Consider the following 20,110-nt stretch of genomic DNA (forward strand, 5'->3'; position numbering starts at 1 on the left):
GTCATCTCGTGGGCCTTCGTGCTGCCCGCGCGGTGTGGCATCGTGAGCCCATGGTGCAGCAGATCGAGGAAGTCACCGTCCGTGTCGCCGACGCCGCGGACGCGGAGGCCATCGCCCGCGTGCACGTGAGGTCGTGGCAGGAGGCGTACGTCGGGATCCTGCCCGCGGACTACCTCGAGTCGCTCGACCTCGAGGCGCGCGCCCGCCGCTGGGAGGAGGACCTGCGCGAGGGTCCGCAGCAGCACGTGCGCACGTGGCTGGCGCAGGCCGGTCCGGAGGTCGTGGGCTTCCTGACGCTCGGCCCGAGCCGGGACGAGGACGCCGGGCGCCTGGACCTCGAGATCTACGCCGTGTACCTCGACCCGCAGCGCTGGGGGCAGGGCGTCGCCCGTGACCTCATGCGCACGGTCGTGGGCGAGGTGGACCGGCGTGCCGCGATCACGCTGTGGGTCGCGTCCGCCAACGAGCGCGCCCGGCACTTCTACCGCCGCAACGGCTTCCAGGCCGACGGTACCGAGCGCTACGAGACGGTCGGCGGCATCGAGCTCCTGCAGGTGCGCTACCGGCGTCCCGGCGCCGCCCACTGAGCCCACCGCCGTCGGGGGCACGCAGCCGAGCCGCGGCATGGCTCGGTCACGGCGAGCTCGCGCGGCCGGGTGCGCCGGGAACCCGTCGGGACCGGGTCGTGCAGCTGCGCCTCGCTGCCCCGCGCGCGACACGGCGGTGCCGAGCCCGACGGGGTGCGCTCACCGCGCGAAGTGGTCCCACCCGGACGTCCGCACGTCCGGCTCACGGCCCTCCACGAGCACCCCGGCGGTCCCGGTCCCCACGGCGGCCACCCGCCCGACCGCGCGGAACGGCGGAGGCAGCGCCGTGCCCGGCGGGAACGTGGCCAGGAGCCCGTGGTCCTCGCCGCCGGCGAGCACCCACTCCCGCGGGTCGGCGCCGAGCAGCGCCGCCGCCTCCGCGAGCCGCTCCAGGTCGCCCGCGAACGCGCTCGCCGGCTCGTCGAGGTCGAGCACGACGCCGCTCGCCCGAGCGATCCGGCCCGCGTCGCGCAGCAGCCCGTCGGACACGTCGAGCATCGCGGTCGCGCCGGCGTCCGCCGCCGCGGGACCGGCAGGCAGGGGCGGCTCGGGCCGCCGGTACGCGTGGACGAGCCCGGCGTCGGCGTCGGCGTGGCCCGCAAGCAGGAGCGCCAGCCCGGCGGCCGAGCGGCCCTGCACCCCCGCGTGCGCGACGACGTCCCCCGGGCGGGCCCCGGAGCGCAGGACGGGCGCACGCCCCGCGAGGTCGCCGTGCACGGTCACGGCGACCACCACAGCGGGTCCGCCGGACAGGTCCCCGCCGACGACACCGACGTCGAGCGGCGCGCACGCCTGACCGAGCCCGCGCGCGAGCCCGGTCACCCAGGACGCCGGCAGGTCGCCCGGCGCGACGAGCGCGACGACGAGCGCGGTCGGCACGGCGCCCATCGCCGCGACGTCCGCGAGGTTCTGCGCGGCCGCCCGGTGCCCGACGTCCTCCCCGCTCGACCAGTCCCGCCGGAAGTGCCGGCCCTCGACGAGCACGTCCGTCGACACCACGACCCGACCGTCCGGCGCGTGCACGACGGCCGCGTCGTCACCCGGCGGCACGAGCGTCCGCGAGCCGCGCGGCAGGTGCGGGAAGATCCGGGCGAGCAGCTCGTCCTCGGACAGGTCGGCCACGGTCGGCTCGTCGGGGGCGCTCACGACCAGCACGCTATCCCGGCCCGCCCGGCGCCCGGCCCACCGCGTCGGACGGTGCGGCGCGGGCGGGTTAGCGTGTGGTCGTGCCGCGCCGACCCCTGTCACCGCTCCCTCCCGGCCCCCGTCACCGGGCCGTGCGGCGCGGCTCGGGGCTCGCGGCGGTCTCGCTCGTCGTGCTCCTCGCCGGCTGCGCACCCACCGTCTCGGTCGCGGAGGCGCCGCACGGCCACGACCCCGCGTGCGCGCGCGTCGTGCTCGCGCTGCCGGACGAGCTCGGCGGGCTCCCCCGGCTCGCGACGTCGAGCCAGGCCAGCACCGCGTGGGGCGCCGCGACGACGCCGATCGTGCTGCGCTGCGGCGTCGAGCCGCCGGGACCGACGACCGACCGGTGCGTCACGGTCGAGACGCCGAGCGGCCCGAGCGTCGACTGGCTCGCCGTGCCCGCGGAGGAGGACGGCGGCCCGGACCGGGGTGCCGCAGCGGACGACACGGCCGGCTCGGGTCCCGCGGGGGGCGCGACGGACTGGACCTTCACGACGTACGGTCGTGAGCCGGCGATCGAGGTCGTCGTCCCGGCGGAGGTCGTCACGGCCCGCTCGACGTCCTTCCTCGACCAGCTCGGTCCGGCCGTCGACCTGCTGGAGCCCGAGCGCACGTGTCTCGGGCTGACGGGCTGACGGGCCGGCACGGCGACCTGCTCGACCCCGGGGGACGGGCGCCGTCGACCACGCACCGGCGGGTACGGTGTGCGCCGTGCAGACGAGCGTCATCGCCCCGGACGACCCCCGCGCCGCCGATGTGCGGCAGCTCCTGGAGCGCCACCTGGCGCTCATGAACGCGCAGAGCCCGCCGGAGGACGTGCACGCGCTCGACGTCGACGGGCTCGTCGACCCGTCCGTCTCGTTCGTCAGCCTGCGCTCGGCGGGCACCCTGCTGGGGGTCGCGGCGCTCAAGCAGCTCGACGCGTCGCACGCCGAGGTCAAGTCGATGCACACGGCGGAGGAGGCCCGGGGACGCGGGGTCGGTCGGGCGCTGTTGGACCACCTGCTGACCCTCGCCCGCGAGCGGCACCTCGAGCGGGTGAGCCTCGAGACGGGGTCGCAGCCCGGCTTCGCCCCCGCCCGGGCGCTGTACGCGCGCGCGGGCTTCGTCGAGTGCGGGCCGTTCGCCGACTACCTGCCCAGCCCGCACAGCACGTTCATGACGCGCCTGGTCGCCGAGCCCGGTGCGCCCGAGCACGCGACTCCCGCGTCGGCCCCGCCGGAGGGCGTGCACGCGTCCTGAGGGATCCCGGGCGCGCTCCCGACGCGCCGGGTGGTCGACCGCGCGGTCCCGGGCCTCAGCGCAGCCCGGTGGGCCGCTCGAGCGCGAGCCGGAGCAGCTCGTCGATCAGGTCCGGGTACGTGAGCCCGGTGGCCTCCCACATGCGGGGGTACATGGAGAACGGCGTGAACCCCGGCATGGTGTTGATCTCGTTGACGACGACCTCGCCGTCCGGGGTCACGAACACGTCGACGCGCGCGAGACCCTCGCAGCTCACGGCCTCGAACGTGCGGACGGCGACGTCCTGGACCTGCTCGACGAGGTCGCCGGGCAGGTCGGCGGGGCACGTCAGCTCGACCGCGCTCTCGTCGAGGTACTTGGCCTCGAAGTCGTAGAAGCCGTTCTTGGCGTCGCTCACCACGATCTCGCCGGGCAGGGACGCCCGGGCGCGCGCGCCGTGGCGGCCGCCGAGCACCGCGCACTCGATCTCGCGGCCGGCGATGCCGGTCTCGACGAGCACCTTGGGGTCGTGGCGCTCGGCCTCCGCGACGGCGGCGGGCAGGTCCGCGAGGTCGTCGACCCGGGAGATGCCGAGGCTCGACCCGGCCCGTGCGGGCTTGACGTACACCGGCAGCCCGAGGCCCCGGACCTGCTCCGTCCACCCCTCGGGGTCCCGCGCGAAGTCGCCGGGCCGGAGCACCACGAACGGCGCGACGGGCAGCCCCTGGCCCGCGAGCACGAGCTTCATGACGTGCTTGTCCATGCCGACGGCCGACGCGAGCACCCCGGCGCCGACGTAGCGCACGTCCGCGAGCTCGAGCATGCCCTGCAGCGTGCCGTCCTCGCCGAACGGGCCGTGCAGCAGCGGGAGAACGACGTCGACCCGGCCGATGTCCTGCGGGACGAGCCCGGCCTCGAGCACCCGCACCGCGTCCTCGTCGGCGGCCTGCGGCAGCAGCACGCGCTGCGGCCCGTCCACGACCTCGGGGAGCCGGCCGTCGACGATCGACCAGAGGTCCGGGTCGTCCTCGACGAGCACCCACCGGCCGCCGGGCGTGATGCCGACGGGCAGCACGTCGTAGCGGCTGCGGTCGATCGCGCGGAGCACGCCGCCGGCGGTCGCGCAGCTGATCGCGTGCTCCCCGGAGCGGCCGCCGAACAGCAGCAGCACACGCGGGCGCGGACCGGTCGCAGGGACGTCGAGCGGGGGCGGGGTCGTCTCCATCGCGCCCGACCCTACCGGCCCACGACCGGCACCGGACGCGGTCCGGGACCTGCAGCCCGACTACCCTGGGGGCGTGCTCGACGACCACACCGCCGCCCATCCCGCCGTCGCCCCCTCGACCCTCGCGGTCACCGCCGGGCGCCCGCCCCGCACGCCCGGGGCTCCCCTCAACCCGCCGGTCGTGCTCACGTCGACGTTCGTCTCGACGGGCGTCCCGGGGGCGGGCGACCCGCTGTACGGGCGCATCGACACCGAGGCGTGGCACCCGTTCGAGGAGACGCTCGGGCAGCTCGAGGGCTCGACGCACCCCGCGCTCGTGTTCGGCTCCGGGATGGCCGCGATCGCCGCGGCGCTCTCGCTCGTGCCGGCGGGCGGTCGCCTCGTGATGCCGCGGCACGCCTACCAGGTGTCGCTCGGCTACGCGCGCGACCTCGCGGAGCGCTCGGGCGTCGAGGTCGCGCTCGTCGACATCGACCGCACCGACGAGGTCCTCGCCGCGGTGCGCGGCGACGCCGGCGGGCGTCCGGCGGACCTCCTGTGGGTCGAGTCCCCGACGAACCCGATGCTCGAGGTCGCCGACCTGCCGGCGCTGGTCGTGGGCGCGCACGGGGCCGGCGCGCTCGTCGCGGTCGACAACACCTTCGCGACGCCGCTCGTCCAGCGGCCGTTCGAGCACGGCGCGGACGTCGTCGTGCACTCGGTCACCAAGTACCTCGCCGGACACAGCGACGTCGTGCTCGGCGCGGCCCTCGCGGACGACGACGACCTGCACGCCCGCCTGCACGCCTACCGCACGATGCACGGCGGCATCGCCGGCCCGTTCGAGGTCTGGCTCGCGCTGCGCGGGGTCCGCACGCTCGCGCTGCGCGTCGAGCGCGCGCAGGCCAACGCCGCGGAGCTCGCGCGCCGGCTCGCGGACCACCCCGCCGTCGCGCTCGTGCGCCACCCGAGCCTGCCGGACGACCCGGGCCACGCGCGCGCGACCGCCCAGATGAACGGCTACGGCGCGATCCTCGGGGTCGTGCCCCGCGGTGGGGTCGCCGCCGCGGACGCGGTCGTCGACGCGGTGCGCCTGTGGGTGCCCGCGACGAGCCTCGGGGGTGTCGACTCGATGCTCGAGCGCCGTCGCCGGTTCGCGACCGAGTCGCTCACGGTGCCCGAGGACCTGCTGCGGCTCTCGGTCGGCATCGAGGACGTCGAGGACCTGTGGGCCGACCTCGACCAGGCCCTCACGGCGGCCCAGCGCACCGAGGGCTGACGCCGCCCGCAGCGGGCGGCCGAGGAATCGTCAGACGCCCTCGGCCTTGTGCGGCCGGGCGAGCAGCAGGCTCGCGAGCCGGTCCACGGGCAGACCCTCGTGCACGACCTGCACGACGGCCGCCGTGATCGGCATCTCGACGCCCACGCTCGTCGCGAGCTCGAGCACCGAGCGCGAGCTCTTGACGCCCTCAGCCGTCCCGCCCGTCGCCTCGATGGCCTCGGCGAGCGTCATGCCCTGCCCGAGGTGCACCCCGAGCGTGTGGTTGCGCGAGTCGGGCGACGCGCACGTGGCCATGAGGTCGCCCATCCCGGCGAGGCCGGGGAACGTGTCGGCGTCGGCCCCGAGCGCGAGGCCCAGGCGCGTGATCTCGACGAGGCCGCGCGTGATGACGGTGGCCATGGTGTTGAACCCGAGGCCCCGGCCCTGCGACATCCCGACCGCGAGCGCGATCACGTTCTTGACCGCGCCGCACAGCTCGACGCCCACGACGTCGTCGTTGGTGTACGGCCGGAAGTACGACGACGCGCACGCCTGCGCCACGAGCCGCGCGGTCGCGTCGCTCGACGACGCCACGACGGTCGCGGTCGGCTGGCGCTGGGCGATCTCGCGCGCGAGATTGGGCCCGGAGACGACCGCGACGCGCTCGTCGGGCAGCCCGAGCGCCTCGGCGACGACCTGGCTCATGCGCCGGTCGGTCGCGAGCTCGACGCCCTTCATGAGCGAGACCGCGACGGCACCGGCCGGGAACGCGTCGCGCAGCGGCTCGAGCGTCGCGCGGGCGCTCTGCGACGGGATCGCGATGGCCACGAGGTCGGCGTCCGCCAGCGCCGCACGCGCGTCCGTCGTCGCGGTCACGCCGTCGGGCAGGCGGATCCCCGGGAGGTAGGCCTCGTTGCGGTGCTCGCGCGCGATCTGCTCGCACGTCGCGGCGCTCCGCCCCCAGACGGTGACGTCGCAGCCGGCGTCCGCGAGCACCGCCGCGAACGTCGTCCCCCACGCCCCCGAGCCGAGCACCGTCGCGCGCACGGCGCGCTCCCCCGTCGCCCGCTCCGTCACGGGGTCCCCGGCTTCGCCGAGGCGTCGCCGCTCTGCTCACCCGACGGCTCACCCACCGGCTCACGCGACGTCACGCCCGGCTCCGCGCCCGGCAGGGCGCCGGGCTGCTCACCCGCCCGCTCGTCGGCCTCGGTCCCGGTCGGCGTGCCGGTCGCGGTTGCCGTACCGGTCCCGGTCCCGGCAGCCTGCGCACCGCCGCCCGCCTTGGCCCGGCGCATGTCGTAGCGCACCTCGGGGGCCTTCTCGCCGCGGATCCCCTCGAGCAGGACGGTGATCGCCGCCATGATCCGCTCGGTCGCCTCACGCAGCGTCGCCGTGTCCTGCGGGCGGCCGTAGAGGTCGTCGAGCACGACGGGCGGCCCGGCGACGATCGTGACCTTCTTGCGCGGGAACGGCTTGAGCACCTTCGAGTACCGCCCGAGCACGTCCTGCGGCCCCCACTGCGCGACCGGGATCACCGGGACCTGCGTGGTGAGCGCGAGGCGCGCGACGCCGGTCTTGCCGTTCATGGGCCACAGCGCGGGCTCGCGCGTGAGCGTGCCCTCGGGGAACACCGCGACGCACTCGCCGTCGCGCAGCGCCTGGACCCCGGCCTCGAGCGAGCGCCCGGCGTCGCTGCTGCCGCGGTACACGGGGATCTGGCCCGTCGCGTGCAGGACCGGGCCGAGCACGGGCACCCGGAACAGCGGGTCCTTGGCGAGGATGCGCGGCGCGAACCCGGCGTCCCACAGGTAGTGCGCGAACGTGAGCGGGTCGATCTCGGTCATGTGGTTGGCCGCCGCGATGAACCCGCCGGACGTCGGCAGGTGCTCGGTCCCGTGCCAGTCGGCCCGGGTCATCGAGAACATCAGCGGCCGCACGATGCGGGCGACGATGCGGTAGGCGCGGTTGGACCGCTTCGGTGCTGGCACGCTGACGGATGCTACCCGTCCCGCTCGCGGCAGGTGTGTGCCCGGTGCGTGCCCGGTGCGCCGCGAGCCCGCACCGGACGGGTGCGGGCTCGCGGGCCGGGCTGGGGACGGGTGACTCTCAGTCGCGGCTGAAGTCCGCCCCGAGGGCGCCGAGCTTGTCCATGAAGTGCTCGTACCCACGGTCGATCAGGCTGATCCCGCGCACCGACGAGGTGCCCTTCGCGGCGAGCGCCGCGATGAGGTGGCTGAACCCGCCGCGCAGGTCCGGGACCTCGATCTCGGCGGCCGCGAGCGGCGTCGGGCCGGAGATGACGGCCGAGTGGTAGAAGTTGCGCTGCCCGAACCGGCACGGCCGGCCACCCAGGCACTCCTTGTAGACCTGGATCGTCGCACCCATGCCGCGCAGCGCGTCGGTGAAGCCGAAGCGGTTCTCGTAGACCGTCTCGTGGACGATCGACAGGCCGGTGGCCTGCGTGAGCGCGACCACGAGCGGCTGCTGCCAGTCGGTCATGAAGCCCGGGTGCACGTCGGTCTCGAGGACGATCGAGCGCAGGTCGCCACCGGGGTGGAAGAACCGGATGCCGTCGTCGTCGACCACGAACTCGCCGCCGACCTTGCGGAAGGTGTTGAGGAACGCCGTCATCTCCGGCTGGGTCGCCCCGCGCACGTAGATGTCGCCGCCCGTCGCGAGCGCCGCCGAGGCCCACGAGGCGGCCTCGATGCGGTCCGAGAGCGCCGTGTGCTGGAAGCCGTTGAGGCGGTCGACGCCCTCGATGCGGATGACCCGGTCGGTGTCGACCGAGATGATCGCGCCCATCTTCTGCAGGACGTTGATCAGGTCCATGATCTCGGGCTCGATCGCGGCGTTCGAGAGCTCGGTGAGCCCCTCGGCGCGCACGGCCGTGAGCAGGAGCTGCTCGGTGGCCCCGACGCTCGGGTACGGCAGGGCGATCTTGGTGCCCTGGAGCCGGCGCGGCGCCCGGATGTGGATGCCGCCCTCGCGCTTGTCCACGACCGCGCCGAACTGGCGCAGGATGTCGAGGTGGTAGTTGATCGGCCGGTCGCCGATGCGGCAGCCGCCGAGGTCGGGGATGAACGCCTCGCCGAGCCGGTGCAGCAGCGGGCCGCAGAACAGGATCGGGATGCGGCTCGAGCCGGCGTGGGCGTCGATGTCGGCGACGTGCGCGGACTCGACGTTGGACGGGTCGAGGTGCAGCGTGCCGTCGTCGGCCTTCACGGTCACGCCGTGCAGCTCGAGGAGGCCCGTCACGACGGCCACGTCGCGGATCTGCGGGACGTTCCGCAGGACGCTCGGTCCTTCACCGAGGAGCGCGGCGACCATGGCCTTCGAGACGAAGTTCTTGGCGCCGCGGACGGTGATCTCACCCGAGAGCGGGGTCCCACCGTTGACGTACAGCAGATCGGTCATGGTCCCCATCGTCGCTCACGGAACCGCGTGGTTCCTAACCGCGGGCCTGGCGCGTCGCCCGTCCGTGCAGAACCTGCACGGACGGGCGACACGCGGGACGTACCCGGACGTTCCCGGACGCGTCAGACGGTGCGCGTCGCGCCCAGCTCGACCGGGACGCCGACGGGCCGCGCGGCCTCGATCTCGACGGGCGGCAGGTGCTTGGCGGGCAGCGTGCGCGGACGCCACGGCTCCCGCGTCGCCTCGAACGCCGTGATCTCGGCCTCGTGCTGGAGCGTCAGGCCGATGTCGTCGAGCCCCTCGAGCAGGCGCCAGCGCGTGTAGTCGTCGACGTGGAACGGCACCACGACGTCGTCGGCCGTGATCGTGCGGGCGACGAGGTCGACCGTGACCTCGGTGCCCGGCCGGGTCTCGAGCACCTTCCAGACGAGCTCGATGTCCTCCTGCGCCGCCTGGGCCGCGAGCAGCCCCTGCTTGCCGGAGTTGCCGCGGAAGATGTCCGCGAACCGGTTCGAGACGACGACCTTGAAGCCGTAGTCCTTGAGGGCCCACACGGCGTGCTCGCGCGACGAGCCGGTGCCGAAGTCGGGGCCCGCGACGAGCACGGAGCCCGACGAGTACGCCGGCTGGTTGAGCACGAAGGACGGGTCCCCCCGCCACGCGGCGAACAGCGCGTCCTCGAAGCCGGTCCGCGTCACGCGCTTGAGGTAGACGGCGGGGATGATCTGGTCGGTGTCGACGTTGCTGCGACGCAGCGGGACCCCGACGCCGGTGTGCTGGCTGAACTTCTCCATGGTGCTTCTCGCTTCCGGTGCGTGCGGGGGTCAGGCGTGCTGCAGGTCGGTCAGCGGCGAGCCGTCGGGCGCGACGACGTCCGCGCCCAGGTCGGCCACGGACGAGAGCGTGCCGCGGATCGCCGTCGCGCCGGCGACGAGCGGCGAGACGAGGTGCGTGCGCCCGCCCTTGCCCTGGCGGCCCTCGAAGTTGCGGTTCGACGTCGACGCCGAGCGCTCCCCCGGCGCGAGCTGGTCGGGGTTCATCCCGAGGCACATCGAGCAGCCGGCGTTGCGCCACTCGGCGCCGAAGTCGAGGAAGATCTTGTCGAGCCCCTCGGCCTCGGCCTGCAGGCGCACGCGCGCCGACGCGGGGACGACGAGCACGCGCACCGAGTCGGCCTTCCTTCGGCCCTTCACGAGCTTGGCGACCGAGCGCAGGTCCTCGATGCGGCCGTTGGTGCACGAGCCGATGAAGACGGTGTCGACGGGGATCTCGCGCAGCGGCTGGCCGGGCGTCAGGCCCATGTACTCGATCGCGCGCTCGGCGGCCTGGCGCTCGTTCTCGTCGGCGATCTGCTCGGGGACGGGCACGTTGCCCGAGAGCGGCAGGCCCTGACCGGGGTTGGTGCCCCAGGTGACGAACGGCTCGAGGTCGGCCGCCTCGAGCACGACCTCGGCGTCGAACGTCGCGTCGTCGTCGGTCCGCAGCGTCCGCCAGTACTCGACGGCCGCGTCCCAGTCGGCCCCCTCCGGCGCGTGCGGGCGGCCCTTCAGGTACTCGAACGTGGTCTCGTCGGGCGCGATCATCCCGGCGCGGGCACCGGCCTCGATCGACATGTTGCAGATCGTCATGCGGGCTTCCATCGACAGCGCCTTGATGGCCTCGCCGCGGTACTCGAGCACGTAGCCCTGCCCGCCGCCCGTGCCGATCTTGGCGATGATCGCGAGGATGATGTCCTTCGACGTCGCACCGGCGGGCAGCGTGCCGTCGACGGTGATCGCCATCGTCTTGAACGGCACGAGCGGCAGCGTCTGGGTCGCGAGCACGTGCTCGACCTCGCTCGTGCCGATGCCGAACGCGAGCGCGCCGAACGCGCCGTGCGTCGAGGTGTGCGAGTCGCCGCAGACGACCGTGAGGCCCGGCATCGTGAGGCCGAGCTGCGGGCCGACCTGGTGCACGATCCCCTGGTCGGCGTCGCCGAGCGAGTGGAGGCGCACGCCGAACTCCGCGGCGTTGTTGCGCAGCGTCTGGATCTGGGTGCGGCTCGTCACGTCGGCGATGGGCCGGTCGATGTCGAGCGTCGGGGTGTTGTGGTCCTCGGTGGCCAGCGTGAGGTCGGTGCGGCGCACCGTCCGGCCCGCGAGGCGGAGCCCCTCGAACGCCTGCGGGCTGGTCACCTCGTGCACCAGGTGGAGGTCGATGTAGAGCAGGTCCGGTGCGCCGTCGGTGCCGCGGCGCACGATGTGCGCGTCCCAAACCTTCTCTGCCAGCGTGCCGGCCATGTCCGTGGTCCTCTCGTGATCCCCCGCCGGAGAATGGTTGCGGGGCAGTAAGTAGGCCGAGCGGCTTGCGTCTCAGGTTACGAGACGCCAATATCGACCTATGGACAACTCTAGCGGAGTCGGCGTGCTGGACAAGGCCGCGTCCGTTCTCAGTGCACTCGAGGCCGGTCCGGCGACGCTCGCGCAGCTCGTGACCGCCACCCACCTCGCGCGCCCCACGGCGCACCGCCTCGCCGTGGCGCTCGAGCACCACCGCCTCGTCGCCCGCGACATGCAGGGCCGGTTCGTGCTCGGCCCCCGCCTCTCGGAGCTCTCCACGGCTGCCGGCGAGGACCGTCTCCTCGCGGCTGCGGGCCCCGTCCTGACGGCGCTGCGCGACCACACCGGCGAGAGCGCCCAGCTCTACCGCCGGCAGGGTGACCAGCGCATCTGCGTCGCCGCGGCGGAGCGGCCCATCGGTCTGCGCGACTCGATCCCGGTCGGTGCGACCCTGACGATGCAGGCCGGCTCGGCCGCGCAGATCCTGCTCGCCTGGGAGGAGCCGGACCGCCTGCACCGCGGCCTCCAGGGGGCGAAGTTCACCGCGACGATCCTCTCGGGCGTCCGTCGCCGCGGCTGGGCGCAGTCCGTGTCCGAGCGCGAGGTCGGCGTCGCGTCGGTGTCCGCGCCGGTGCGCGGCCCGTCGGGGCGCATCGTCGCCGCCGTCTCGATCTCCGGACCGCTCGAGCGGCTGTCCCGCCAGCCGGGCCGCCTGCACGCCGCCGCGGTCGTCTCCGCGGCCAACCGGCTGACGGAGGTGCTGCGCCGCACGGGTGAATGAGCCGCCGCCGCGCCCCCGTGCCCGCCGCCCGGCTCACGGCGCTGCGCGCAGGGGTCCGTAGGCCGCACGGAACGACCGCGGTCCCGCGACGCGGGCGAGCGGGCGGGCCAGCAGGTCCGGGAGCGCGGCGAGCCGCGACATCCGGTCGGTCGTGGCCTGCACGTGCGCGATGCGTGGACGCCGGCGTCGCTCCCAGGCCGCGCACGCGCGCCCCCAGTCGTCGTCCGCGGCGAGCAGCTCCGCGAGGACCAGCGCATCCTCGAGCGCGCCCGCGGCGCCTTGCGCCCAGACCGGGCCGGTCGCGTGCGCCGCGTCCCCCAGCACGACGACGTGCTCCCGGTGCCAGGCCGGCGCCCGGACCTCGGCGACCGTGGCGCGGTAGGTCGTCGCACCCGGCGCGCACGCGGACTCGACGGCGAGCCGCGCGGGCTCCGGGAACCGCGCGAACGCGGCCGCGAGCCAGCCGACGTCGTCCCCCACGTCCCCACCACGACTGCTCGACGCGTAGCCGTAGACCTCCCCCGCGCCGACGGGGACGAGCAGCAGCGCGCGCCCCGCGCCGGTCCACGCCGTCCAGCACGCGACCCCCGGGTCCGGGACCACGAAGCGCCAGCTCGTCGCCGTCATCACCGAGGCCCGGGCGGCGGTCGGCGCGACGGCCTCCCGGACGACGGAGCGCACGCCGTCGGCGCCCACGACGAGGTCGGCGGCCTCACGCGTGCCGTCGTCGAGCTGCACGGTGGCTCCGGACGCGTCGTCGTCGACGCGCGCGACGCCCACCCCGCGGCGCACCGGCAGACCGGCCCCGAGCACCTCCAGGAGCCGCCCCGGCCGCACGCACACCGACGGCGCGACGCCCGACCAGAACGACGCCTCGTCGACCGCGAACAGCAGGCGGCCGCGATCGGTGCGGTACTCGCGTCGGGTCACCGGGACCCCGGCCGCGAGCACGTCCTCCGCGACGCCGAGCGCCCCGAGCGCGCGCACCGCGTTGCCCGGGAGGTTCAGTCCCAGACCCGGGCCCGGCCGGGCGCCCCGGCGCTCGACGACCACGACGTCGTCCACGCCGGCGGAGCGCAGCGCCCGCGCGGTCGCGAGCCCGGCGACCCCACCGCCGACGACGAGCACCCGACGCGTCACGGCCGACCTCCTCGTCGCACGCTCGTCCGCCTGGTCCGCCGGTCCGGCACGTCTCGCTCGCCGCCGGTGCACACCGGCGCACCGGCACGCCTGGCACGTCCCGCGACCGGGCCGCGCACACCTGCGGCCCTGGGGCGAGCCCCGCACGTGAGCGACCTCACACCGGCTGCGGACCGCCCGACACGCTCGGGACCGGAGCGCGGGCCCGAGCGCGACACCTCCACCCTGTCGGCCCGACCGGGGAAACGGAAGAGCCCTGGCCGCGTCTCCGCGAACCAGGGCTCTTGCCTCTGTACCCCCGACCGGATTCGAACCGGCGCTACCGCCGTGAGAGGGCGGCGTGCTAGGCCGCTACACAACGGGGGCCTATGCAGCCTGCGAGCGAGCTCGCGTGCTACGGGTGAACACTCTACCGGAAGCTCTGAGGATCTCAGAACCGCCGCAGCGGTGCTCGCGCTGGGGTACCAGGACTCGAACCTAGACTAACTGAACCAGAATCAGTCGTGCTGCCAATTACACCATACCCCATGGGGGTACCCCCTCCACGCCGTCGCGCTCCGGACCGAGGCCCGTCACGCGGCACACGCGGACGTCGTACCGCCGGTGAACATTACCCGACGCCGGAGGCCCGTCCAAACCCGATCCCCGCTCGGCGCCCCTCGGCCACCCGTGCGGCCCCGAGCGGCGGCGCGTCGGTCCGCACCGTCGCCTCCCCCGACCCGTCGCGCGACGCCCCGGCCAGCCGCCCCCGCACGTGCGTGGGATGCTCGTCCCATGGCTGACGACCCCGCCCGCCAGGACAGGGCCCGCTCGTTCGACCGGGGGGCTCAGGCGTACGGGCGTGCGCGCCCCTCCTACCCCGACGACGCGGTGCGCTGGTGCGTGCCGGAGGGTGCGCACCGCGTCCTCGACCTCGCCGCCGGCACCGGCAAGCTCACCGCGGTCCTCGTCGCCCACGGGTTCGACGTGACCGCGGTCGAGCCGTCCCGCGCGATGCGCGAGCAGCTGACGTCGCTCGTGCCGGACGTCACGCCGCGGCCCGGCACCGCGGAGGACACCGGGCTCCCGCCCGCGTCGGTCGACGCCGTGACGGTGGCGCAGGCATGGCACTGGTTCGACGAGGCGGCCGCGAGCGCCGAGATCGCCCGGGTGCTGCGGCCGGGCGGCACGCTCGCGCTGCTGTGGAACGTCCGGGACCCCTCGGTCGACTGGGTCGCCCGGTTCGGCGAGATCATCCACCGCGGCGACGCGCACGAGCGCGAACCCGCGGCGCCGGTGCTCGGCGACCGCTTCGACGCGCCCGAGCACGCGACGTTCCGGTGGACCGACCGCGTCGCGGTGCGCACGCTGCGGATGCTCGCCGCGTCGCGCAGCCACCTGCTGACGCTGCCGGCCGAGCGACGCGAGGAGCTGCTCGACGCGGTCGACGAGCTCGGCCGCACGCACCAGGACCTGCGCGGCCGCGACGAGGTCGACCTGCCCTACCGGACGGTGTGCTGGCGCGCGCGCGTGCGCGGCTGACCCCGCCTGCTCAGCGGCGCAGGACCGCCGGGAGCTCCGTGAGGGACGTCACGACGTGCACCCCCGCGGCGCGCGCCGCGGCGATGTCGGCCTCCGGGACCGCGCGGCGACGGCCGCCCGGACGGTCGACCCACACGCCGACCAGCCCGGCGCTCACCGCCGCGTGCGCGTCGACGTCGAGCTCGTCGCCGACGTAGGCGGTGCGCGCCGGGTCGGTGCCGAGCCGGCGGCAGGCCTCGACGAACACGCGGGGGTCGGGCTTCCCGAAGCCGAGGGTGTCGGTCCCGACGAGCATGGGCACGCGCTCCCCGAACCCCGCGACCTCGAGCTTGCGGGTCTGGTAGGCCACGTCGGCGTTGCTCAGGGCCCCCACGACGAGGCCGGCCGCGACGAGCTGGTCGACCACCTCGGCGGCCTCGGGGTGCGCACCCCAGGCGGCCGCGAACGCGGCGTCGAAGAGCTCGTCCCACACCTCGTACGCCTCGTCGTCGAGCTCGACGCCGCCGAAGCCCCGGTGCAGGTCGTTGGCGCGGCCCATCCGCTGCGTCCGGTGGCTGACCTCCCCGCGGGTGAACTGCGCGTAGCGTTCGTGCTCGTCGGCCCGCCAGAAGCCCACCAGCCCCGCGCGCCGGTCCGCGTCGAGGTGCGGCAGGTACCGGTCGGCGACCGCCTGCATCGCGACGCCGAACGCCGCGCGCGTGTCCACGAGCGTGTCGTCGATGTCGAACAGCACGCCGTCGACCCGCAGTGCCGGCGTCCCGCCGTCCGCGCCGTCCGACCGGACGCCGACCGGCGCGACGGCGGGCGACCCGTCGCCGCCCGCCCCGTCGCCCTCGACCACGTCCGCCCCGGCCACCGGGCGCCCGTCCGTCACAGCGTCGCGCGCAGCGTCGCGATCCGCGCGAGGGTCGACTCCTTGCCGAGGATCTCCATCGACTCGAACAGCGGCGGCGAGACGCGCCGGCCCGAGAGCGCGGTGCGCAGCGGCGTGTACGCGAAGCGGGGCTTGATGCCGAGCCCGTCGACGAGCGCGGCCTGCAGCGCCTCCTGCGTCGCCGCGGTGGTGAACGCGTCCGCCGGGATCGGCTCGAGCGCGGCCGTCGCGGCGTCGAGCACCGCGGCGGCCTCGTCGCGCAGCCCGGCACGGGCGTCGTCCTCGACCACGAGGGCGCCGTCGGCCACGAAGAGGAAGCCCAGCATGCCGACGGCCTCGCCGAGCAGCGTCATGCGCTCCTGGACGAGCGGGGCGCCCGCGTCGAGCAGCGCGCGGTGGCGCGGCTCGAGGTCGGCGTACGAGTCGGCGGGGACGATGCCCGCGCGGTGCAGGTACGGGACGAGCCGGTTACGGAAGTCCTCGGGCGCCAGCATCCGCACGTGCGCGGAGTTGATCGCCTCGGCCTTCTTCACGTCGAAGCGCGCGGGGTTCGGGTTCACGTCGGCGACGTCGAACGCCGCCACCAGCTCCTCGGTCGTGAAGATGTCGCGGTCGGGCCCGATCGACCAGCCCAGGAGCGCGAGGTAGTTGAGCAGGCCCTCGGGCGTGAAACCGCGGTCGCGGTGCAGGAACAGGTTCGACTCGGGGTCCCGCTTCGAGAGCTTCTTGTTGCCCTCCCCCATGACGTAGGGCAGGTGCCCGAAGACCGGCACGACCGAGCCGACGCCGATCTGCAGCAGCGCGCGGTAGAGCGCCACCTGGCGCGGGGTCGAGGAGAGCAGGTCCTCGCCGCGCAGCACGTGCGTGATGCCCATGAGCGCGTCGTCGACCGGGTTGACCAGGGTGTAGAGCGGCTGGCCGTTCGCGCGCACGATCACGTAGTCGGGCACCGAGCCGGCGGGGAACGTGACGTCGCCACGCACGAGGTCGGTGAACGTGACGTCGTCGTCGGGCATGCGCAGGCGCAGCACGGGCTCGCGGCCCTCGGCGCGGAACGCCGCCTTCTGCTCGTCGGTCAGGTCGCGGTCGACGCCGTCGTAGCCGAGCTTCGGGTCACGGCCCGCGGCGCGGTGGCGCGCCTCGATCTCGTCGGGCGTCGAGAAGGACTCGTAGGCGAACCCGCCCTCGAGCAGCCGGCGCGCGACGTCGCGGTACAGGTCCATGCGCTGGGACTGCCGGTAGGGCTCGTGCGGGCCGCCGACCTCCACGCCCTCGTCCCAGTCGAGCCCGAGCCACCGCAGCGCGTCGAGCAGCTGCTGGTAGCTCTCCTCCGAGTCGCGCGCCGCGTCGGTGTCCTCGATCCGGAACACGAACGTGCCGCCGACGTGGCGCGCGTACGCCCAGTTGAACAGCGCGGTCCGGATGAGGCCGACGTGCGGCGTCCCGGTCGGCGAGGGGCAGAAGCGCACGCGGACGGCGGAACCCGTGGGCACGCCGGTGGAGGTCTCAGGAGCGGTGGAGGTCACGGGCTCCAGCGTACTGGCGAGGCTCTGCCTGCCCCGGCCGCCGCCCGGCCGCCCCGCGGCCGTCAGCTCCGGCGCAGGACCGGGTTGCGCAGCGTGCCGATGTCCTCGATCTCGCACTCGACGATGTCTCGGTCCACGATCGGCCCGACGCCCGCGGGCGTCCCGGTGAGGATCACGTCGCCGGGCAGCAGCGTGAAGACCTCGGAGATGTACGAGATCAGGTAGGCGACGTCGAAGATGAGCTGCGACGTGCGCCCGTCCTGGCGGACCTCGCCGTTGACCCGGGCACGCACGGCGAGGTCGTCGACGTCGAGGCCGGGGACGACCCACGGGCCGATCGGGCACGACGTGTCGAAGCCCTTGGCACGTGCCCACTGGTCGTCGGTGCGCTGGATGTCGCGCGCGGTCACGTCGTTCGCGACCGTGAACCCGAAGACCTGGCCGAGCGCGTGCTCGGGCGCGACGTCCTTGGTGACCTTGCCGATGACCACGGCGAGCTCGGCCTCGTGGTCGACGTGCTCGGTCCACGTGGGCAGGACGATCGGGTCGTCCGGGCCGATCACCGAGGTGTTCGGCTTGAGGAACAGCAGCGGCGCGACGGGCAGGTCGTTGCCCATCTCGGCGGCGTGCGCGGCGTAGTTGCGGCCGACGCCGATGATCTTCGAGCGCGGGATCACCGGCGCGAGCAGCCGCACGCGGTCGTCGTCGAGCGGGACCTGCTCGCCCGTCGGCTGGACCGGCGTGTAGATCGGGTCCCCCGTGAGGACGACGAGCTGCTCGGAGCCCGGGTCGCCCTCGACGAGGGCGTAGCGGGGGTCGTCACCGGTCGTGAATCTCGCGATACGCACGCGCCCACCCTAGTCGGGCGTCGCGCCCGGAGCCGTGTCCCGGGAGCCGCGCGGCCGGCGGGCCGCGGCACCCCGCTGCACGTCAGGCGCGCGCGAGCACCTCGCCGTGCACGATCGAGAACCAGCCGTCCTCGGCGGTCCCCCACTCGCGCCAGGCGTCCGACAGGTGCTCGAGCGCGACCTCGTCGGCGAGGCCGTGCGCGATCGCCTGCGCCGCGAAGTTCGACGCGACCGCGCGGTCCGCCCACAGGCTCGACCACCACGTGCGGTCCTCGGGCGTCGCGTAGCACCACACGCCGGCCGACGGCGCGATGCCGGCGGGGTCGAACCCGGCCTGGCGCACCCAGCTGAGCAGACGGCGGCCGGCGTCGGCCTCGGCGTGGTTCGCCTGCGTGACCTCGTGGTAGAGCGTCAGCCACTCGTCGAGCCCGGCCGACGGTGGGTACCAGGTCATCGCGGCGTAGTCGGCGTCGCGCACCGCGACGATGCCGCCCGGGCGCGTGACGCGGCGGATCTCGCGCAGCGCTGCGATGGGGTCGACGAGGTGCTGGAGCACCTGGTGGGCGTGCACGACGTCGAAGCTCGCGTCCTCGTAGGGCAGCGCGTACACGTCGCCGACCTCGAACGTGACGTTCGCCGCGTCCGCCTCGGTGGCCGCCTCGCGCGCGGCCTCGATGACCTTGGCCGACCGGTCGATGCCGACGACGTCGCCGGGGCTGACGCGCGACGCGAGGTCGATCGTGATGGTGCCGGGGCCGCAGCCCACGTCGAGCAGCCGCTGACCGGGCTGGAGCGACGGGAGGAGATAGGCGGCAGAGTTCTCGGCGGTGCGCCAGCGGTGCGAGCGCAGCACGCTCTCGTGGTGCCCGTGCGTGTAGACGTCCTGGGGCGACTCGATGCTCACCCCGCACTGTAGACGCGGACCCGGGGCCCGTTTCAAGCACCGGAACGGGAAAGTCCGCGTGCTGAGACCGGCGGGCCCGCCCTCGCCCAGGACCCGCCCAGGCGCCGGCGGTACCGTGACCCGATGCAGCGGATCTCCGGCGTCGACGTCGCGCGCGGGCTCGCGGTGCTCGGGATGTTCACCGCGCACCTCGCTCCCGGTGCCGCCGGCGACCCGTGGCCGCGCGGCGCCGTGCAGGTCGCCGACGGGCGCTCGGCCGCCGCGTTCGTCGTGCTCGCCGGGCTCTCGGTCGCGCTGCTGTCCGGCGGCGCGCGACCCGTCGACGGCGTGCGGCGCGTGCAGGCCCGGCTCCGGGTGCTCGTGCGCGGTGTCCTGCTCGTCGCGCTCGGGGTCGTGCTCGTCGCGCTCGGGACCCCCGTCGCGGTGATCCTGCCCGCGTACGGCGTCTACTTCGCCGTCGCGATCGGCTTCCTCGGCTGGTCCGCTCGTGCGCTGCTCGCCGCGGCGGCCGTCGTGGCCGTCGTGGGGCCTCCCGTGACGTTCCGCGTCGGCGACTGGCTCGTCGAGCACGAGAAGGCGACTGCGCTGACGAACCTCGTCGTCGGGCACTACTACCCCGCGGGCATCTGGACCGCCTACGTGCTCGCCGGGCTCGCGGTCGGACGCCTGGACCTCACCGCGGCGCACGTGCGCCGCGCCCTGCTGCTCGGCGGCACGGGGGTCGCGCTGCTGGCCCACCTGGCGTCGGCGGTGCTGATGAGGCTCGTCCCCGGGGCGCGACCCGAGGTCGGCCCCGGCCGCTACCTCACGACCGAGCCGCACGCGGGCACGACGTTCGAGGTGGTCGCCAACACCGGCGTCGCGGTCGCCGGGCTCGCGGTGTGCCTCGTCGTCGCGGACCGCTGGCCGCGCCTGACGAACCCGCTCGCCGCGACCGGCGCGCTCGCCCTCACGGCGTACACGGTGCACGTCGCCGTGATCGCGGCGCTCGGCGACGACGTCGTGTGGGAGCCGACCGACCGGGTGTGGCTGACGTTCCTCGCGGTGACCGTCGTCGCGTGCACCCTGTGGCGCGCGACGCTCGGGCGGGGGCCGTTCGAGCGCCTGCTGCACGCGGTCTCGACGCGCGCGAGCGACCTCGGTGCCGACTCCCCCGTGCGCCGCGCGTCGGACGGCGACCGCACGTCCCCTCGGGCCGGCGGGCTCCCGTCGACGACCGCGGCGGGCCCGCCGTCGGGAGCACCCCGGACCACGTCGGACGCCGCGCACCCGGGCGACGCCGCAGCACCGCTCAGCGCGCGGGGCCGCGCTCCGGGAGGCTGA

General features: G+C 75.0%; 19 protein-coding genes and 2 tRNA genes. 7 read left to right on the forward strand and 14 right to left on the reverse strand.

What is annotated here, in order from left to right; genetic code table 11:
* The first annotated feature begins 50 nt into the window (after positions 1 to 50).
* On the forward strand, positions 51 to 587 hold the full coding sequence (locus NXY84_RS14555; RefSeq protein ID WP_258723785.1) for a GNAT family N-acetyltransferase: 537 nt from the start codon (positions 51 to 53) through the stop codon (positions 585 to 587).
* A gap of 159 nt (positions 588 to 746) precedes the next feature.
* On the opposite strand, the gene NXY84_RS14560 is transcribed toward NXY84_RS14555, so the two are convergent.
* Positions 747 to 1,733, reverse strand: a complete 987-nt coding sequence (locus tag NXY84_RS14560) for a thiamine-phosphate kinase (RefSeq protein WP_258723786.1) — start codon at positions 1,731 to 1,733, stop codon at positions 747 to 749.
* An 80-nt stretch (positions 1,734 to 1,813) separates the two neighbouring features.
* Between NXY84_RS14560 and NXY84_RS14565 the strand changes: the two genes are divergently transcribed.
* Together NXY84_RS14565 and NXY84_RS14570 are read left to right on the forward strand one after the other, a co-directional pair.
* Positions 1,814 to 2,407: a DUF3515 domain-containing protein gene (locus NXY84_RS14565; RefSeq protein WP_258723787.1), complete on the forward strand. Its 594-nt coding sequence runs from the start codon at positions 1,814 to 1,816 to the stop codon at positions 2,405 to 2,407.
* Positions 2,408 to 2,483: 76 nt separating this feature from the next.
* The gene (locus NXY84_RS14570; RefSeq protein WP_258723788.1) at positions 2,484 to 3,014 is read left to right on the forward strand and encodes a GNAT family N-acetyltransferase; all 531 of its coding nucleotides are present in this window, start codon (positions 2,484 to 2,486) and stop codon (positions 3,012 to 3,014) included.
* Between the two features lie 55 nt (positions 3,015 to 3,069).
* Here NXY84_RS14570 and NXY84_RS14575 read toward each other — a convergent pair whose 3' ends face one another.
* Positions 3,070 to 4,218: a D-alanine--D-alanine ligase family protein gene (locus NXY84_RS14575; RefSeq protein WP_258723789.1), complete on the reverse strand. Its 1,149-nt coding sequence runs from the start codon at positions 4,216 to 4,218 to the stop codon at positions 3,070 to 3,072.
* Positions 4,219 to 4,291: 73 nt separating this feature from the next.
* Here NXY84_RS14575 and NXY84_RS14580 point away from each other — a divergent pair, with 73 nt between their 5' ends.
* Positions 4,292 to 5,476 (forward strand): trans-sulfuration enzyme family protein, encoded by a 1,185-nt coding sequence (locus NXY84_RS14580; RefSeq protein WP_258723790.1) that lies wholly within the window; start codon positions 4,292 to 4,294, stop codon positions 5,474 to 5,476.
* Positions 5,477 to 5,506: 30 nt separating this feature from the next.
* Here NXY84_RS14580 and NXY84_RS14585 read toward each other — a convergent pair whose 3' ends face one another.
* From NXY84_RS14585 to leuC, 5 genes are all read right to left on the reverse strand, one after another.
* The gene (locus NXY84_RS14585; RefSeq protein WP_258723791.1) at positions 5,507 to 6,505 is read right to left on the reverse strand and encodes an NAD(P)H-dependent glycerol-3-phosphate dehydrogenase; all 999 of its coding nucleotides are present in this window, start codon (positions 6,503 to 6,505) and stop codon (positions 5,507 to 5,509) included.
* 26 nt (positions 6,506 to 6,531) lie between these two features.
* Complete coding sequence (locus NXY84_RS14590; RefSeq protein ID WP_309485000.1) at positions 6,532 to 7,446, reverse strand: lysophospholipid acyltransferase family protein; 915 nt, start codon at positions 7,444 to 7,446, stop codon at positions 6,532 to 6,534.
* Positions 7,447 to 7,564: 118 nt separating this feature from the next.
* Positions 7,565 to 8,875, reverse strand: coding sequence for a UDP-N-acetylglucosamine 1-carboxyvinyltransferase (gene murA / locus NXY84_RS14595; protein WP_258723792.1), 1,311 nt, complete (start codon positions 8,873 to 8,875; stop codon positions 7,565 to 7,567).
* Positions 8,876 to 8,997: 122 nt separating this feature from the next.
* On the reverse strand, positions 8,998 to 9,669 hold the full coding sequence (gene leuD / locus NXY84_RS14600; RefSeq protein ID WP_258723793.1) for a 3-isopropylmalate dehydratase small subunit: 672 nt from the start codon (positions 9,667 to 9,669) through the stop codon (positions 8,998 to 9,000).
* 30 nt (positions 9,670 to 9,699) lie between these two features.
* Positions 9,700 to 11,154, reverse strand: a complete 1,455-nt coding sequence (leuC, locus tag NXY84_RS14605) for a 3-isopropylmalate dehydratase large subunit (RefSeq protein WP_258723794.1) — start codon at positions 11,152 to 11,154, stop codon at positions 9,700 to 9,702.
* Between the two features lie 100 nt (positions 11,155 to 11,254).
* On the opposite strand from leuC, the gene NXY84_RS14610 reads away from it, so the two are divergent.
* Complete coding sequence (locus NXY84_RS14610) at positions 11,255 to 11,974, forward strand: IclR family transcriptional regulator (protein WP_183294257.1); 720 nt, start codon at positions 11,255 to 11,257, stop codon at positions 11,972 to 11,974.
* Positions 11,975 to 12,007: 33 nt separating this feature from the next.
* Here the strand turns inward: NXY84_RS14610 and NXY84_RS14615 are convergent, their stop codons facing one another.
* From NXY84_RS14615 to NXY84_RS14625, 3 genes are all read right to left on the reverse strand, one after another.
* Positions 12,008 to 13,114 (reverse strand): FAD-dependent monooxygenase, encoded by a 1,107-nt coding sequence (locus NXY84_RS14615; RefSeq protein WP_258723795.1) that lies wholly within the window; start codon positions 13,112 to 13,114, stop codon positions 12,008 to 12,010.
* A 293-nt stretch (positions 13,115 to 13,407) separates the two neighbouring features.
* Positions 13,408 to 13,480: transfer RNA gene (locus NXY84_RS14620), tRNA-Glu, on the reverse strand.
* Between the two features lie 90 nt (positions 13,481 to 13,570).
* Positions 13,571 to 13,642: transfer RNA gene (locus tag NXY84_RS14625), tRNA-Gln, on the reverse strand.
* A gap of 246 nt (positions 13,643 to 13,888) precedes the next feature.
* Here NXY84_RS14625 and NXY84_RS14630 point away from each other — a divergent pair.
* Positions 13,889 to 14,635, forward strand: coding sequence for a class I SAM-dependent methyltransferase (locus tag NXY84_RS14630; RefSeq protein WP_258723796.1), 747 nt, complete (start codon positions 13,889 to 13,891; stop codon positions 14,633 to 14,635).
* Between the two features lie 10 nt (positions 14,636 to 14,645).
* Here NXY84_RS14630 and NXY84_RS14635 read toward each other — a convergent pair whose 3' ends face one another.
* From NXY84_RS14635 to NXY84_RS14650, 4 genes are all read right to left on the reverse strand, one after another.
* Positions 14,646 to 15,509 carry an HAD family hydrolase gene (locus tag NXY84_RS14635; RefSeq protein WP_258723797.1) on the reverse strand — a complete coding sequence of 288 codons (864 nt, stop codon included), beginning with the start codon at positions 15,507 to 15,509 and terminating at the stop codon, positions 14,646 to 14,648.
* Positions 15,506 to 17,035 carry a glutamate--tRNA ligase gene (gene gltX / locus NXY84_RS14640; RefSeq protein WP_258723798.1) on the reverse strand — a complete coding sequence of 510 codons (1,530 nt, stop codon included), beginning with the start codon at positions 17,033 to 17,035 and terminating at the stop codon, positions 15,506 to 15,508. The genes NXY84_RS14635 and gltX overlap by 4 nt, the downstream gene beginning before the upstream one ends.
* A gap of 62 nt (positions 17,036 to 17,097) precedes the next feature.
* Positions 17,098 to 17,883: a fumarylacetoacetate hydrolase family protein gene (locus NXY84_RS14645; protein ID WP_258723799.1), complete on the reverse strand. Its 786-nt coding sequence runs from the start codon at positions 17,881 to 17,883 to the stop codon at positions 17,098 to 17,100.
* 82 nt (positions 17,884 to 17,965) lie between these two features.
* Positions 17,966 to 18,787: a methyltransferase domain-containing protein gene (locus tag NXY84_RS14650; RefSeq protein ID WP_396126238.1), complete on the reverse strand. Its 822-nt coding sequence runs from the start codon at positions 18,785 to 18,787 to the stop codon at positions 17,966 to 17,968.
* A gap of 123 nt (positions 18,788 to 18,910) precedes the next feature.
* On the opposite strand from NXY84_RS14650, the gene NXY84_RS14655 reads away from it, so the two are divergent.
* Complete coding sequence (locus NXY84_RS14655; protein ID WP_258723800.1) at positions 18,911 to 20,110, forward strand: heparan-alpha-glucosaminide N-acetyltransferase domain-containing protein; 1,200 nt, start codon at positions 18,911 to 18,913, stop codon at positions 20,108 to 20,110.

This window comes from Cellulomonas sp. NS3 (genome assembly GCF_024757985.1).
Taxonomy (GTDB): Bacteria; Actinomycetota; Actinomycetes; order Actinomycetales; family Cellulomonadaceae; genus Cellulomonas_A.

Excerpts from the sequence above, each read along its gene's own strand:
- NXY84_RS14555 (WP_258723785.1), top strand. The coding sequence starts at position 51 with ATGGTGCAGCAGATCGAGGAAGTCACCGTCCGTGTCGCCGACGCCGCG.
- NXY84_RS14575 (WP_258723789.1), bottom strand. The coding sequence starts at position 4,218 with ATGGAGACGACCCCGCCCCCGCTCGACGTCCCTGCGACCGGTCCGCGC.
- murA (WP_258723792.1), bottom strand. The coding sequence starts at position 8,875 with ATGACCGATCTGCTGTACGTCAACGGTGGGACCCCGCTCTCGGGTGAG.
- leuD (WP_258723793.1), bottom strand. The coding sequence starts at position 9,669 with ATGGAGAAGTTCAGCCAGCACACCGGCGTCGGGGTCCCGCTGCGTCGC.
- leuC (WP_258723794.1), bottom strand. The coding sequence starts at position 11,154 with ATGGCCGGCACGCTGGCAGAGAAGGTTTGGGACGCGCACATCGTGCGC.
- NXY84_RS14610 (WP_183294257.1), top strand. The coding sequence starts at position 11,255 with ATGGACAACTCTAGCGGAGTCGGCGTGCTGGACAAGGCCGCGTCCGTT.
- NXY84_RS14630 (WP_258723796.1), top strand. The coding sequence starts at position 13,889 with ATGGCTGACGACCCCGCCCGCCAGGACAGGGCCCGCTCGTTCGACCGG.
- NXY84_RS14655 (WP_258723800.1), top strand. The coding sequence starts at position 18,911 with ATGCAGCGGATCTCCGGCGTCGACGTCGCGCGCGGGCTCGCGGTGCTC.